Origin of the sequence: Burkholderia mayonis, assembly GCF_001523745.2 — a bacterium.
In the GTDB taxonomy this organism is placed as follows: domain Bacteria; phylum Pseudomonadota; class Gammaproteobacteria; order Burkholderiales; family Burkholderiaceae; genus Burkholderia; species Burkholderia mayonis.
Genome location: NZ_CP013386.1, coordinates 646434 through 661079, shown reverse-complemented (window position 1 = coordinate 661079; position 14646 = coordinate 646434). Strand labels below are relative to the sequence as shown.

The 14646-nt window shown below is 66.9% G+C and carries 14 protein-coding genes; 7 read left to right on the top strand and 7 right to left on the bottom strand.

The features are described from left to right. Position 1 precedes the first annotated feature (1 nt). Both alc and WS70_RS03395 read right to left on the bottom strand, forming a co-directional pair. Positions 2-1012 (bottom strand): allantoicase, encoded by a 1011-nt coding sequence (alc, locus tag WS70_RS03400; protein WP_059470746.1) that lies wholly within the window; start codon positions 1010-1012, stop codon positions 2-4. Between the two features lie 103 nt (positions 1013-1115). Continuing rightward, positions 1116-2438, bottom strand: coding sequence for a C4-dicarboxylate transporter DctA (locus WS70_RS03395; protein ID WP_059596338.1), 1323 nt, complete (start codon positions 2436-2438; stop codon positions 1116-1118). Positions 2439-2693: 255 nt separating this feature from the next. On the opposite strand from WS70_RS03395, the gene WS70_RS03390 reads away from it, so the two are divergent. Then, on the top strand, positions 2694-3386 hold the full coding sequence (locus WS70_RS03390) for a FadR/GntR family transcriptional regulator (protein WP_059470744.1): 693 nt from the start codon (positions 2694-2696) through the stop codon (positions 3384-3386). A 411-nt stretch (positions 3387-3797) separates the two neighbouring features. Here the strand turns inward: WS70_RS03390 and cynR are convergent, their stop codons facing one another. After that, positions 3798-4733, bottom strand: coding sequence for a transcriptional regulator CynR (cynR, locus tag WS70_RS03380; RefSeq protein WP_059470743.1), 936 nt, complete (start codon positions 4731-4733; stop codon positions 3798-3800). A gap of 116 nt (positions 4734-4849) precedes the next feature. Here cynR and WS70_RS03375 point away from each other — a divergent pair, with 116 nt between their 5' ends. From WS70_RS03375 to WS70_RS03365, 3 genes are all read left to right on the top strand, one after another. Further along, positions 4850-5509, top strand: coding sequence for a carbonic anhydrase (locus tag WS70_RS03375; RefSeq protein ID WP_059596337.1), 660 nt, complete (start codon positions 4850-4852; stop codon positions 5507-5509). A 79-nt stretch (positions 5510-5588) separates the two neighbouring features. Beyond that, on the top strand, positions 5589-6059 hold the full coding sequence (cynS, locus tag WS70_RS03370) for a cyanase (RefSeq protein ID WP_059596336.1): 471 nt from the start codon (positions 5589-5591) through the stop codon (positions 6057-6059). Positions 6060-6177: 118 nt separating this feature from the next. After that, a complete protein-coding gene (locus tag WS70_RS03365) occupies positions 6178-7377 on the top strand; it encodes an MFS transporter (protein ID WP_059596335.1) in 1200 nt (399 codons plus the stop codon). A gap of 354 nt (positions 7378-7731) precedes the next feature. Here the strand turns inward: WS70_RS03365 and gap are convergent, their stop codons facing one another. Together gap and tkt are read right to left on the bottom strand one after the other, a co-directional pair. Next, positions 7732-8742 (bottom strand): type I glyceraldehyde-3-phosphate dehydrogenase, encoded by a 1011-nt coding sequence (gene gap, locus WS70_RS03355; RefSeq protein ID WP_059596334.1) that lies wholly within the window; start codon positions 8740-8742, stop codon positions 7732-7734. Between the two features lie 90 nt (positions 8743-8832). Next, positions 8833-10905 carry a transketolase gene (gene tkt / locus WS70_RS03350; protein ID WP_059470739.1) on the bottom strand — a complete coding sequence of 691 codons (2073 nt, stop codon included), beginning with the start codon at positions 10903-10905 and terminating at the stop codon, positions 8833-8835. A 217-nt stretch (positions 10906-11122) separates the two neighbouring features. Between tkt and speE the strand changes: the two genes are divergently transcribed. Genes speE through WS70_RS03335 form a run of 3 tightly spaced genes read left to right on the top strand, consistent with a single transcriptional unit; the run spans position 11123 to position 13193 of the window. Beyond that, on the top strand, positions 11123-11980 hold the full coding sequence (speE, locus tag WS70_RS03345) for a polyamine aminopropyltransferase (RefSeq protein ID WP_059470738.1): 858 nt from the start codon (positions 11123-11125) through the stop codon (positions 11978-11980). Between the two features lie 38 nt (positions 11981-12018). Continuing rightward, positions 12019-12435 carry a VOC family protein gene (locus WS70_RS03340; protein ID WP_059596333.1) on the top strand — a complete coding sequence of 139 codons (417 nt, stop codon included), beginning with the start codon at positions 12019-12021 and terminating at the stop codon, positions 12433-12435. Next, positions 12432-13193 carry a 16S rRNA (uracil(1498)-N(3))-methyltransferase gene (locus WS70_RS03335; RefSeq protein ID WP_059596332.1) on the top strand — a complete coding sequence of 254 codons (762 nt, stop codon included), beginning with the start codon at positions 12432-12434 and terminating at the stop codon, positions 13191-13193. Before WS70_RS03340 ends, WS70_RS03335 begins: the two co-directional genes overlap by 4 nt. 113 nt (positions 13194-13306) lie before the next feature. Here WS70_RS03335 and WS70_RS03330 read toward each other — a convergent pair whose 3' ends face one another. Together WS70_RS03330 and WS70_RS03325 are read right to left on the bottom strand one after the other, a co-directional pair. After that, complete coding sequence (locus WS70_RS03330) at positions 13307-13870, bottom strand: barstar family protein (RefSeq protein WP_059596400.1); 564 nt, start codon at positions 13868-13870, stop codon at positions 13307-13309. A 16-nt stretch (positions 13871-13886) separates the two neighbouring features. Beyond that, on the bottom strand, positions 13887-14327 hold the full coding sequence (locus tag WS70_RS03325; protein WP_059596331.1) for a ribonuclease: 441 nt from the start codon (positions 14325-14327) through the stop codon (positions 13887-13889). Between the last annotated feature and the right edge of the window lie 319 nt (positions 14328-14646).

Here is a 14646-nt window from a genome sequence, read left to right as displayed (position 1 = left end):
GTTACGCGAGCTCGCCCCAGAGGCGCAGCCGCGACACGCCGCCATCCGGATGGATGTTGAAGCGCACGTGCGTGACGGGGCCGAGCGCGGCGAGCTCCGCCTCGAACGTGTGCACGCTGTCCATCTTGAGCGGCTGCTCGGGAAGCAGCGTCGGCCAGAACATCGCTTGCGTGACGAGCGACGCGTCGGTGCCGCCCGCGACGCGCGCCGCCTGCAGCGAGCAGCGGTCCGGGAAATTGCCCTTGAAGTGCGCGGTATCGACTTCGACCCTGCGAATCACGCCCGGCCGCGCGAGCGCGACGATCGCCCAGTCGTTGCCGGGCTCGCGGCGGCGGCGGGTCTCCCAGCCGTCGCCCATGTTCACGCCGCGCCCGGGCATCAGCATCCGCGACGCCGGCCCGAAGTGCTCGTTGTTCGCGGCGACGAGGTACGCGCCGTTCTCGATCGCGGCGAGATCGACGCGCTCGCCGCCCGGCGCGCGGCGCCAGTCGCGCTGCGGCTGGCCGTACACGCGCAGCCGCGCGAGCCCGCCGTCCGGATACAGGTTGACGCGCAGGTGCGTATAAGCCTGCGGATTGCTCACCTCGACGTAGTGATGCTGGTTGCCCGACAGCGTCGTCGCGGACACGAGCGCCTGCCAGTCGGCGTGGTCGGGCGGCGTGGCCGCATCCGACACGCACGCGTCGATCGACGCAGCGGGCGGGAAATTGCCGGTGAAGTGGCTCGTGTCGAGATCGACGCCGTGCACGACGCCCGGCCGCGCGAGCCTCACCACGCAGAAGTCGTGGCCCGTCGTGCGCTTTCTGCGCGTCTCCCAGCCGTCCATCCACTTGCCGTGGTCGTCGTACTTGCCGGGGATGAACACGGCGGGCTCCGGATCGAGCATCCGCTCCTTCGGCGCGAAGAATTCGTCGCTCGCGAAGAGCGCCTTCGCGCCCAGGCGCGGATCGGCGAGATTCATGTAGCGGCGCGTGAACGCAGGCGCGTTCGGATCGAGAATCGGGGCGGCCATGTCGTCTCCTATTGTTGGGTGTGCATCCGAAAAGCTGAAAACCTGAAAAACGAAGCGCCGGCGCGAGCCGCCGCGCCGGCGCGCGATGCCGGGCGGCGCAGCGTCAGAGCGCGTGCGCGCCGCCGTTCGCGATCGCGCCGTTCGAGCCCTCCTCGCCCGCCGGCACGTAGCGCAGTTCCTCGTTCAGCACGCGCTTCGCGCGGACCTTGTCGATGTCGTTCTCCCACACGGCGACGACGATCGTCGCGACGCAGTTGCCGAGCAGGTTCGTGAGCGCGCGGGCGATGCCGACGAACCAGTCGACGGGCAGGATCAGCACGAGGCCGAGCACGGGCAGCGCGGGGATCGCCGACAGCGTCGCGGCGAGAATCACGATCGCCGAGCCGGGAATCCCGTGCGCGCCCTTCGACGTGATGAGCGACACGAGCAGCACGACGATCAGGTCGTGCATCGACAGCGGCGTGTTGGTCGCCTGCGCGATGAAGAGCACGGCGAGCGTCAGATAGATCGAGAAGCCGTCGAGGTTGAACGAGTAGCCGGTCGGGATCACGAGACCGACCGTCGAATCCTTCACGCCGAGCCATTCGAGCTTGCGCATCACCTGCGGCAGCACGGCGTCCGACGACGCGGTGCCGAGCACGATCAGCAGCTCTTCGCGCAGGTAGCGGATCAGCTTGAACACCGAGAAGCCCGCGAGCTTCATCACCGCGCCGAGCACGATCGCGACGAACGCGGCGCAGCTCACGTAGAACACGATCACGAGGAGCCCGAGCTGCTTGAGCGACGCGACGCCGTACTTGCCGGTCGTGAACGCGATCGCGCCAAGCACGCCGAGCGGCGCGAGCTTGATGATGAAGCCCATCACGCGGAAGAACACTTGCGCGAATTCGTCGATCAGCGTGTTCACGCGCTTCGCCTTGTCGCCGAGGAGGGACAGCGCGGAGCCGAACAACACCGAGAACACGAGGATCTGCAGGATGTCGCCCTTCGCGAACGCGTCGAACGCGGTCTCGGGGATGATCTTCAGCAGATAGCCCGCCGTATCCTTCAGGCTCTGCGCGTTCTTCGCGTAATCGGCGAGCGACGCGGGGTCGAGCGTGTGCAGATCGACGTTCATCCCGACGCCCGGCTTCGTTAGATACGCGAGCACGAGGCCGATGCCGAGCGCGAGCGTCGTCATCGCTTCGAAGTAGACGATGGCCTTCAGGCCGACGCGGCCGACCTTCTTCAGATCGCCCGCGTTCGCCATGCCGCTCACGACGACGCAAAACACGATCGGCCCGATCACCATCTTGATCAACTTCAGGAATCCGTCACCCAACGGTCGCAGCGACTGCGCGAAGTGCGGAAAAAAGGCGCCGAGCGCCACGCCGATCAAAAGCGCGATGACCACTCGACCAAACAGCGAATTGAGAAACTTCGACACGGCGTTCTCCCGTCACAACGGTTGCGGATTCGTCTGTTCATACTGGTCCGACCAGTACTGTTATGGACGATAGTAGGAAGCCGATATAGTCGAGTCAAGGACGCCAGAAATAGGGATTACCCGCGCTTTTCGGCGGTCGTTCGGCGGTCGTTTCGATACCGCGGCGCATGCCGGATCATCGCTTTCCCGGAGCCGGAGCGCGCGCCGCGGGGAGCGGTTTACAATGCCGGTCAGACCGCACAATCGATCCACTGCATGAAAAATGTTCCGCACACCGTCACCGACGCCGCCATCGCCACGATCCGCGACCGGATCGAGAGCGGCTTCTATCCCGTCGGCAGCCTGTTGCCCGCGCAACGTCAATTGTCTGAAGAACTGGAGATCAGCCGCGCGTCGCTGCGCGAGGCGCTGTCGACGCTCGAAGCGCTCGGGATGCTGCGCATCCGTCCGGGCAAAGGCGTGTACGTCGAAAGCGCGCAGGCGAACGCCGTCCACGCCTGGCGCTTCGCCGAGCAATCGTCGCTGCCCGACACCTATCAGATGCGCTACGCGCTCGAAGGCTTCGCCGCGCGGATGGCCGCGCTCGCTGTCAGCGAGCAGGATCTCGCGTGGTTCGAGGAGAACGTCGCCGCGCTGCAGGAAGCGCTCGCGAACGACGAGCTCGACTACGCGTCGCAGCTCGACTTCGACTTCCACATGCGGATCGTCAATCTTGCCGGCAATGCGGCGATCGAGTCGATCCTGCGCGGCAGCGCGGACATCATGAAGGAAAGCCAGCGGATGCCGTTCTATCGGCGCGAGCTCGTGCTGTCGACGTATCACGAGCATCGCGCGATTCTCGACGCGCTGATCGCGAAGAACCCCGCCGCGGCGGGCGCGGCGATCGAAGCGCACATCTCGAACGCCGCGCGGCGCGCGGGCGTGTTCTTTCCGACGCCGAAGGGCTGACGCGCGGCGCGCCGGCAGTTCGTGCACCAAGCGTCGTCGAAACGTGCGGCGGCGCGTTCAACGCGTACGCCTTCCTCTGCCCGTCTCTCCATAGGTCGTTCGGATTCGCGCACCGTATTCGACGGTTCGGCGCGACGTTCGACGTTCGACGTTCGACGTTCGACGTTCGACGTTCGACGTTCGACGGTCAGCGGTCGGCGGTCGGCGGTCGGCGGTCGGCGGTCGGCGGTCGGCGGTCGGCGGTCGGCGGTCGGCGGTCGGCGACAACGATGCATGCATTGCGCGATGCCTCGGCTTCCCCGTGTTTTCGTGGCGAATCGCATATCGAAACTGCGTCACCCTTCGATACCGCTTCGTCGATCGAGCCCGCCGCAAGAAGACGTCACGCACGAGGCTCCGTGCGCTTCGCGCCTACTCGTCGTCCCCCGCTGCCTCGTCGCCCCTGGACGCGCCGCCGCCCTTGCTGACTTCATGCCGCCTCGCCAACGCATAGTCGATGAACGCACGCATCGCCGCGCTTCGATAACCGCCCTTGCGCGTCAGCAGCGCGGCGGTGCGCCGCGGCAGCGGCGGCTCGAGCCGGATCGCGCACAAGTCGTCATGACGCGCGGCGATCGCCGACGGCAACACCGTCGCGATCCGGCCGCCGCGCACCATCTCGAGCATCGCACTGATCGAGTTCACCTCGATCGCGACGCGCGGCGTCACGCCGTTGCGATGGAAATACTGATCGACCTTGCTGCGCGTCGCGAACGCGCGGCTCAGTAGAATCAGCGACTCGTCGCCGGCCTCGCCGGCCGAAAGCGGCTTGCGGCGCCGCGCATATCGGTGATCGCGGCCAACGACGAGCGCGAGCGTCTCAACCCACAGCGGCGTCGCTTCGATTTCCGGCGACTGCGCCGGGTCGAACGCAATCCCGACGTCGAGCTCGTCGTCGGCGAGCAGCGGCTCGATCTGCTCCTGCGGCATCTCGCGGATCGTCAGCTTCAGGTTCGGATAGCGCGCGTTGAAGCCGTCGATCAGCCAGCCGATCAGGTATGCGGAGAAGGTCGGCGTCATCGCGAGCCGCAGCGACCCGCTCTGCAGACTCTCGACGTCGTGCACCGCACGCCGCCCAGCCTCCAGCTGCTGCAACGCGGCCCGCGCATGCCGCGCATACGCGGCGCCGAACTCGGTCAGCCGTAACGTGCGCGCCGAGCGGTCGAACAGTTGCACGCCGAGCGTGTCCTCGAGCTGACGGATCTGCTGCGACAGCGTCGGCTGCGACACGTGCAGCGCCTCGGCCGCGCGCGTGAAATTCCCCTGCTCGGCGACGGCGAGGAAATAGCGAATATGTCGGAGCAGCATCGCGTCCCATGTATTGGTTTTTCCTATACGAATAATAATAAACCGGTCTTGGACGCTATGAATCGTTTGCCTCATCCTTCGGTCATCGGCTCTCGCTATCGATCAAGGAGCACACGATGCAGGACATCATCGAAGGATTTCTGAAGTTCCAGCGCGATGCGTTTCCTCAGCGCTCCGCACTGTTCAAGCGCCTCGCCGCGAGCCAGCGGCCGCGCGCGCTCTTCATCTCGTGCTCGGATAGCCGCCTCGTGCCCGAGCTCGTCACGCAGCGCGAACCAGGCGACCTGTTCGTGATCCGCAACGCTGGCAACATTGTGCCGTCGTTCGGCCCCGAGCCGGGCGGCGTGTCGGCGTCCGTCGAATACGCGGTCGCCGTGCTCGAAGTCGCCGACGTCGTCGTGTGCGGCCACTCGGACTGCGGCGCGATGACCGCGATCGCGTCGTGCGCATGCCTCGACCATCTGCCCGCCGTGCGCGGCTGGCTGCGCTACGCGGACGCCGCGAAATGCGTGAACGAAGCGCGCGAGCATGCAGGCGAGCAGGCGCGCGTCGATTCGATGGTGCGCGAGAACGTCGTCGCGCAGCTCGCGAACCTCAACACGCACCCTTGCGTGCGGCTCGCGCTCGAGCAAGGGCGCCTCGCGCTGCACGGCTGGGTGTACGACATCGAAACCGGCTCGATCAACGCGCTCGACGGCGCGACGGGCCGCTTCGTCTCGCTCGCCGACCACCCGGACGTGCGTGCGACGCGGCCGCGGCTCAATCGCGTCGCGTGACGCAAATCACGCAACGCGCGCCGCGTCCCACGGCAGCAATCTCCGTTCCCTTACCGATCCCTTACCGCAAGGAGGCCACATGGCCCAATCGCAACACTGCCAGTCCGCGCGTCAGGCGCTCACCGATCGCATCGTCGACGCGAAGACACGCAAGAACCTCACGTTCGAGCAGATCAACGAAGGCACCGGCCTGAGCGTCGCGTTCACGACGGCCGCGCTGCTCGGCCAGCATCCGCTGCCCGCCGACGCCGCGCGCGTCGTCGCCGCGAAGCTCGACCTCGACGACGACACCGTGCGCCTGCTGCAGACGATCCCCGTGCGCGGCAGCATCCCGGGCGGCGTTCCGACCGATCCGACGATCTACCGCTTCTACGAGATCGTGCAGGTCTACGGCTCGACGCTGAAGGCGCTGATCCACGAGCAGTTCGGCGACGGCATCGTCAGCGCGATCAACTTCAAGCTCGACATCAAGAAGGTCGACGATCCGGAAGGCGGCTCGCGCGCCGTCATCACGCTCGACGGCAAATATCTGCCGACGAGACCGTTCTGATCGCCGTTCCAGCATGAAGCGCGCCGCGGCGAGCCGGCTTCACGCGGCCCGCCGCGCGCGCCGCTCGCTTCGGTTTCGTTCGTCTCTCCCGGCTCCGTCCTTCTTCGCTACGCGCCCCATGAATCCCGTCACCGCCACCCCGCCCGCGCTGACGCGCGGAATGACGCTGCTGTTCGCGTGCGCTTGCGGCATCGTCATCGGCAACCTCTACTACTCGCAGCCGCTCCTCGCGGCGATCGCATCGAGCTTCGGGCGCAAGCCGGCCGAGCTCGGCTATCTCGTCACGCTGACCCAACTCGGCTATGCGTGCAGCCTGCTCGTCGTCGTGCCGCTCGGCGACGTCGTCAATCGCCACGCGCTGATCGTGCGGCTGCTATGCGCGAACGTCGTCGCGCTCGTCGCGGTCGCGTCGAGCACGAGCTACGGCTTCTTCATCGCGGCGAACGTATGTGTCGGCTTCGTTACGTGCTCGACGCAGTTGCTCGTGCCGTTCGCCGCATCGCTCGCCGACGACGCATCGCGCGGCCGCGCGGTCGGCGCCGTGATGAGCGGCCTCTTGCTCGGCATCCTGCTCGCGCGCGTCGTGTCGGGCGCGATCGCCGACTGGCTCGGCTGGCGCGCCGTCTATGCGATCGCGGCAGCGCTCGTGCTCGCGCTCGCCGGCGTGCTCGCGACGAAGCTGCCGAAGGATCGCCGCACCGCGCGCCTCGATTATCGAAAGCTGATGGGCTCGCTCGCGACGCTCGTGCGCAGCGAGCCAACGCTCGCGCTGCGCTCCGCCTACGGCGCGCTCGTGTTCGCGTGCTTCAGCCTGCTGTGGACGGGCCTCACGTTCCTCTTGAGCGCGCCGCCCTATCGCTTCAGCGAAGGCGCAATCGGTCTGTTCGGCGTCGTCGGCGCGATGGGCGCGCTCGCGGCGGGCGCGGCGGGCCGGCTCGTCGACCGCGGCCACGCCCATGCGGCGACGGGCCTCTTCGCAGCCGCCGTGCTCGTGTCGTTCGCGTTCATCGCGGCGGGCACGCAGTCGCTCGTCGCGCTCGTCGTGGGCATTCTGCTGCTCGACGTCGGCGTGCAAGGGCTGCACATCTCGAACCAGAGCGTCATCTATGCGCTCGCCACCGACGCGCGCAGCCGCATCACGACCGTCTATCTGACGAGCTACTTCATCGGCGGCGCGCTCGGGTCGGCCGTCGCGAGCGCCGCGTACCGCTTCGACGGCTGGCGCGGCGTGTGCACCGCGGGCGGCGCGCTGTCGAGCATGCTCGTCGCGCTGTGGTGCGTGACGCATGGCATGCGCGTGAGGCGCGCCGCCCGCTGACGGGTGGGTCCGGGTATCGGGCCCGGACGCCGAGCACTTGGCGTTGGGCGTTGGGCGTTGGGCGTTGGGCGTCGGGCATCGGGCATCGGGCATCGGGCATCGGGCATCGGGCATCGGGCATCGGGCATCGGGCATCGGGCATCGGGCATCGGGCATCGGATTGTCGTTGCCCGCGTGGAACACGATGCACGTGCCGGAAACAGCGTGACGACGATCGCCACGCCCAGCGCCGCCGAACAGCAACACCGCTCGACGAAAAAAAACCGCGCCGGTGAAAACTGATCGGCGCGGTTCGTTCGAGCCGCCGCTTCCGGCGCGCCGTCGGCGCGCGGAAACGGGCATCGCTCGACGGGCTTACTTCGCGTTCGCGAGTGCGATCGCCGTATCCAGCATGCGGTTCGAGAAGCCCCACTCGTTGTCGTACCAGCTCGACACCTTGACGAGACGGCCCGACACCTTCGTCAGCGTCGCGTCGAACGTCGACGAAGCCGGGTTGTGGTTGAAGTCGATCGAGACCAGCGGCGCATCGTTGTAGCCGAGGATGCCCTTCAGCGCGCCTTCCGACGCTTCCTTCATGATCGCGTTGACTTCCTCGACCGTCGTGTCGCGCTTCGCGATGAACGACAGGTCGACGATCGACACGTTGATGGTCGGGACGCGGATCGCGTAGCCGTCGAGCTTGCCGTTCAGTTCCGGCAGCACGAGGCCGACGGCGGCGGCCGCCCCCGTCTTCGTCGGGATCTGGCTGTGCGTCGCCGAGCGCGCGCGGCGCAGGTCTTCGTGATAGACGTCCGTCAGCACCTGGTCGTTCGTGTACGCGTGGATCGTCGTCATCAGACCGGTTTCGAGGCCGATCTTGTCGTTCAGCGGCTTGACGAGCGGAGCCAGGCAGTTCGTCGTGCACGATGCGTTCGAGATCACCGTGTGCTCGGCTTTCAGCACGTCGTGGTTCACGCCGTAGACGATCGTCGCGTCGACGTCCTTGCCGCCCGGCGCCGAGATGATCACCTTCTTCGCGCCGCCCTTCAGGTGCGCGCTCGCCTTTTCCTTCGTCGTGAAGAAGCCCGTGCATTCCATCACGACGTCGACGCCCAGCTCGCCCCACGGCAGCTCGGCCGGATTGCGGTTCGCGAGCACGCGGATCTTGTCGCCGTTGACGACGAGGTAGTCGCCGTCGACCTTCACTTCGCCCGGGAACTTGCCATGCGCCGTGTCGTACTGCGTCAGGTGCGCGTTGGTCTTCGCGTCGCCCAGATCGTTGATCGCAACGATCTCGAGATCGTGCTTCTTGCCGTTTTCGTAGAAAGCGCGCAGCGTGTTGCGGCCGATGCGGCCGTAACCGTTGATTGCAACGCGAATCGTCATGATGTATCTCCTGATGGCTGAAAAAATACTTCGTGCAGCTTCACGCGCGCCCGGCCGACGCGGGGCGCGGCCGTCCGGGCGTGGAATGGATTACGCGAGCACCGCCTTCGCCGTTTCGACCACGTGCTCGACGGTGAAGCCGAAATGCTTGAACAACACGCCAGCCGGAGCCGACTCGCCGAACGTGTCGATGCCGACCACGCCGCCCTCGAGGCCCACGTACTTGCGCCAGAATCCGGTGACGCCCGCTTCGATCGCGACGCGGCGCACGCCATGCGGCAGCACGCGCTCGCGGTATTCGGCGTCCTGCCGGTCGAACACGGTCGTCGACGGCATCGACACGACGCGCGCGGCGATCCCCTGCTGCGCGAGCGGCTCGACCGCCTTCATCGCGAGCTCGACTTCGGAGCCCGTCGCGATCAGGATGATCTTGCGCGCGACGATCTCTTCGTTCCAGTCGCGCAGCACGTAGCCGCCTTTCCCGACGTTCGCGATCTGCGCGTCGGTGCGCGCGTTGAACGCCAGGTTCTGGCGGCTGAAAATCAGGCACGACGGGTTCTGGTGCGACACCGCGTGGGTCCACGCGACGGCCGTCTCGACCGTATCGGCCGGACGCCAGACGTCGAGGTTCGGGATCAGGCGCAGGCTCGCGACATGCTCGACCGACTGGTGCGTCGGGCCGTCTTCGCCGAGGCCGATCGAATCGTGCGTGAACACGAAGATCGACGGCGCCTTCATCAGCGCGGCGACGCGCAGCGCGTTGCGGCTGTAGTCGGAGAACGTCAGGAACGTGCCGCCGAACGGCTTGTGGCCGCCGTGCAGCACGAGGCCGTTAATCGCGGCGCTCATGCCGAACTCGCGCACGCCGTAGTTGATGTGGTTGCCCCACGCGACGCCCGGGCCGTCCTGGTTCGCGCGCACCGCTTGCGACGCCTTCCAGTTCGTGAGGTTCGAGCCCGTCAGGTCGGCCGAGCCACCGAGCAGCTCGGGCAGCACGGCCGCGAGCCCTTCGATCGTCTGCTGCGACGCCTTGCGCGTCGCGACCGTCTCGGCGCGTTCGTTCGCACCGGCGACGATCGCCGCAGCCTTCGCCGTCCAGTCGGCGGGCAGCTTGCCCGCCATCCGGCGCTCGAATTCGGCCGCTTCCTGCGGGTACTTCGCGCGATACTGCGCGAACGCCGCGTCCCAGTCGCCTTCGCTGCGCTTGCCCGCTTCCTTCGCGTCCCACGCCGCGTAGACTTCCTGCGGAATCACGAACGGCGCCCACTTCCAGCCGAGCGCCTCGCGCGTCTTCGCGATTTCCTCCGCACCGAGCGGCGCGCCGTGCACGTCGTGACCGCCCGCCTTCGTCGCCGCGCCGTTGCCGATGCGCGTCTTGCAGCAGATGAGGGTCGGCTTGTCCGATTGCTTCGCCTCCGCGATCGCCGCGTCGATCGCGTCGACGTCATGGCCGTGCACGTCCGGAATCACGTTCCAGCCGTATGCCTCGAAGCGCTTCGGCGTGTCGTCGCGGAACCAGTTGACGACGTCGCCGTCGATCGAGATCCCGTTGTCGTCGTACAGCGCAATCAGCTTGTTCAGCTTCAGCGTGCCGGCAAGCGAGCAGGCTTCGTGCGAGATGCCTTCCATCAGGCAACCGTCGCCGAGGAATACGTACGTGTGGTGATCGACGATCTTCGCGTCGTCGCGATTGAATTCGGCCGCCATCAGCGCCTCGCCGAGCGCCATGCCGACCGCGTTCGCAAGCCCCTGGCCGAGCGGGCCTGTCGTCGTCTCGACGCCCGGCGTGATCCCGTATTCCGGGTGGCCCGGCGTCTTCGAGTGCAGTTGGCGAAAGTTCTTGAGCTCCTCGATCGGCAGCGCGTAGCCCGTCAGGTGCAGGAGCGCGTACAGCAGCATCGAGCCGTGGCCGTTCGACAGCACGAAGCGGTCGCGGTCGGCCCAGTGCGGGTTCGCCGGATTGTGTTTCAGATGGCGCGACCAAAGCGCGACGCCGATCTCGGCCATGCCCATCGGCATGCCGGGGTGGCCGGAGTTCGCTTGCTGAACGGCGTCCATCGCGAGCGCACGGATCGCGTTGGCCATCAAAGTGGTGGGAGCGGGAGACGAAGTCGTCATGTCGAGTCCGGAGAACGAGTCGAGAAAACGGGGCACGGGCGGCATCCGGAAGCTCGCGGGCCAACCGTTCCCGGCGCGTGATGCGGCGCCGGCAGGACGCGAAGCGGACGAGCAAACGGACGAGGCTGCAAAGCTCGTCATTTTAACAGATGCCCTCCGTCCAAGCCTTGTCCGAATCCGACGGTCCGTGCGGTTTCTCGTCCGTCTTCCCACCCTCTATAATTCTCACCATCGAACCGCCCCGCCAGCTGCACCCGCCGCCTTGAGCTCCACCCTCCTCTTCCATCCGACCCCCGACGCCGCCTACGGCTTTCCGAACGCCCGGCGGCTCGCGCGCATCGCATCCGAGCATCAGGAAATCGAGGTGTGGGAGACGTCGCTGCTCGGACGGCTCTTCACGCTCGACGGCAGGCCGATGACGTCGGTCGGCGACGAATTCGTCTATCACGAGTGCATGACGCACCCGGCCGCGCTCGCGCACCCGGCGCCCAGGAAAGCGCTCGTGCTGGGCGGCGGCGACGGCGGCGCCGCGCGCCAGTTGCTCAAGCATCCGTGCATCGAGCGAATCGTCGTCGCGGAGCTCGATCCGGCCGTCGTCGACATGGCGCGCCACTTTCTCGGCGACGTCCATCAGGGCGCGCTCGACGATCCGCGCGTCGAGCTCGTGATCGGCGACGCCGCGCGCTACGTCGACCACGCATGCGAGCACTTCGACCTCGCCGTGTTCGACCTGACGCCGCCCGACTCCCCCGCCGCGAGCCTCTATACGCCTGAGTTCTACGCGCGCTTGAAGCGCATCCTGACGCCGCAAGGCGCGGTGTCGCTGCACCTCGGCTCGCCGCTCTTCCACGGGGCGCGCATCAAGGCGCTGCTCGCCGCGCTGCGCACGCGCTTCGCGGTCGTCGCGCCGCTGTGCGCGCATGTGCCGCTGTACGGCTCGCCATGGCTGATGGCGATCGCGAGCGACGCGCTCGACGCGGCGTCGCTGTTCTCGCACGACGTCGAAGAGCGGCTCGCCGAACGGCGCATCGACGGATTGCGTTTCTACGACGCGAAGCTGCATCCCGCACTCTTCACGCTGCCGCGCGCGCTGCGCGATACTCTCGGCATACATCGCTAAGTTCGGCGAAGCCCCAACTTTCCCGCAGGAGAACCCGTATGACCGACCCACGGCCGGCCTACGTGCCATGGTTGACCCCCTATCTGACGGTGCGCAACGCGCAGGCGTCGATTCAATTTTTCAGCGATGCATTCGGCTTCGAAAAGCGTGACTTGATCGACGAAGACGGCGCGATCATGCACGTCGAGATGTCGTACCGCGGCCAGTTGATCGTGATGTTCGCGCCCGAGGGCGCGTTCGGCTCGACGGCCCGCACGCCGAAAAATTCGGGCGCGACCGCGCCGCAGTCGTTTTATCTGTATGTCGACGACGTCGATGCGACCTACGGGCGCGCGCTCGACGCGGGCGCGAAATCACTGACCGCGCCGCAAGATCAGTTCTGGGGCGATCGCTTCGCGCAGATCGAGGATCTCGACGGGTACCGCTGGGCGCTCGCGCGGCGCATTGCCGCATGACGGCCAGCACGTCCGCCATTCCGCGCTTTTTCGTCGACGCCGAGTTGCAAAGCGACGCGACGCTCGCGCTGCCCGCCGACGTCGCGCGGCACGTCCAGGTGTTGCGCCTCGCGACGGGCGATGCGATCACGCTCTTCAACGGCGCGGGCGGCCAGTACCGGGCGGAAGTCGTCGAGCTCGACAAGCGCGCGGCGCTGGTGCGCATCGGCGCGTTCGCGCTCGCCGACGTCGAGGCGCCGTACCGGATCACGCTCGCGCAGGGCATCGCGGGCGGCGACAAGATGGATTGGCTGATCGAGAAGGCGGTCGAGCTCGGCGCGGCGGCGATCGCGCCGCTGTCGACCGCGCGTGGCGTCGTGCGCCTGTCCGGCGAGCGCGCGCAAAAGCGCATCGCGCATTGGCAGGGCGTCGTGCGCGCGTCGTGCGAGCAATGCGGACGCAATCGCGTGCCGAACGTCGCGCCCGTCCGCGATTTCCACACGTGGCTCGCCGCCCTGCCCGCCGCGCCGGCGCCCGACGAGCTGCGCCTGATGCTGTCGCCGCGCGCGAGCGTCGGCTTCGCCGATCTGCCGGGCGCGCCGCCTGCGGGCGGCGTCACGCTGCTGATCGGCCCGGAGGGCGGACTCGCGCCGGACGAAGAGGAGGCCGCGCGCGAGCGCGGCTTCGCGTCGATCCTGCTCGGCCCGCGCGTGCTGCGCACCGAAACGGCCGGGATCGCGATGCTCGCCGCGCTCGCCGCGCGCTGGGGCGGGTGGTGATGCGAAGCTGCCGCCGCGCGTCACGGCTCGGATAACGACAAAACCCAAAGAAAAGGCCCGCTGGATGCGAGCCTTCGCGCGTCTTGCGGGCTGAACCCGGCTGCCGCGCCGGCTCAGGCGAACGAGTAAAAGACGCGGAACGCGACCTTGCGCTCGGCCCAGAATTCCGCCGCCTCGCGGAACACGTCGAGCAGCGTCTCGCGCCCCTCCTTGTCGAACTTGTGCGCGATCGGCAGCGCTTCGAGCACGATCACGAAACCCGGCTGCGTGCCCGCCTTGTGGACGAGGTCTGTCAGGCAGTCGTACAGCGCGTCGTAGTTCTTGCCGAAGTGCTTCGGGAACAGGAACGATGTCGCGATCGTTTCCAGCACTTCCTGCTTCGATTGGGCATTCCCGCAGTACGCATACAGGAAATGCTGGCCGAGCTGATTCGCTTCGTCAGCGAGATCCTGCACGCGAAATGCACGGATCGACTGCACGAGATTCGGTCGCACGGTCGTAAAAAGGCTCATAGGCTCCTCGATGGATGAAAGCCCGGGGCTGGCCGCGCCGTCAGGCGCTCCGCCGGCGTGCGCCGCCATGCGCATCTGCATGACGCGCTGAAACAGGTTACCGCCGCCGGCCGCGAAAAGATCCGCCGCAGCCGTCGTCTCGTGCGCGTAGATGTTGTCGCTCATGCCGCTCATCCCGAAGTCAATCAACGATACGTTTGAAACTGTTGTAGTGGTCGCCGGTGTAATAACAATTGTCGACGCGCCTCAAGGGACCGCCACAGACGATGCGCCGTGCGCCGCGGTTGCGGGCCCTCGGCATCGGCACGGTGTACTCGTGGTAATAGCCGCGCCGCATCTTCGGCAAAATTCGTTCGTAATTGCCGAATACCGCACCGTCCTTCTCGTACGGATAGGGGCCGCCTGCGGCGATCAGGCTCAGCGTGGTCACTGCCTCGCGCGGCAACCGGGACGCGGGGACCGTGTCGATCTGCGCTGCCGCCCCATTTACCACGGCGGCTTCCCGTGCATATGCGGCGGAAACCAGACTGTCCGGCGAAACGCCGATGTTGCCTATCGCGACAACCGCGACGATCGCGAAGACGGACGCGAGCGCGCCGTTGCGGAGCCACTTGCGTGCCATAAACGAAGGTTCCCGCTGTTAAATCAATAAGTTGACGACCAAGAAAGGCGTAAGCGTAGCGCTAATGCACGCGGGAATCAATGCTCGTTAGGCAGATGAAAGGATGGAATGGCGCTCGTTGTCGTTATTTTTATCTTCCATAAGGTAAAGATAACTTATATAGGGTAAAATTACCGAGACGGCGTCAGCTGCGGCGGGTTTCTGCCTCCTCGCCGCCTCTTGCGGCCCAAGGGTGGCGTCGTCGGCTTCGGGAAGGCGCTATCTCCGCCATGCCCGTCGGCGCGCCCGCAATGGGCGCGCCGTTTTTTTATCTATTGAT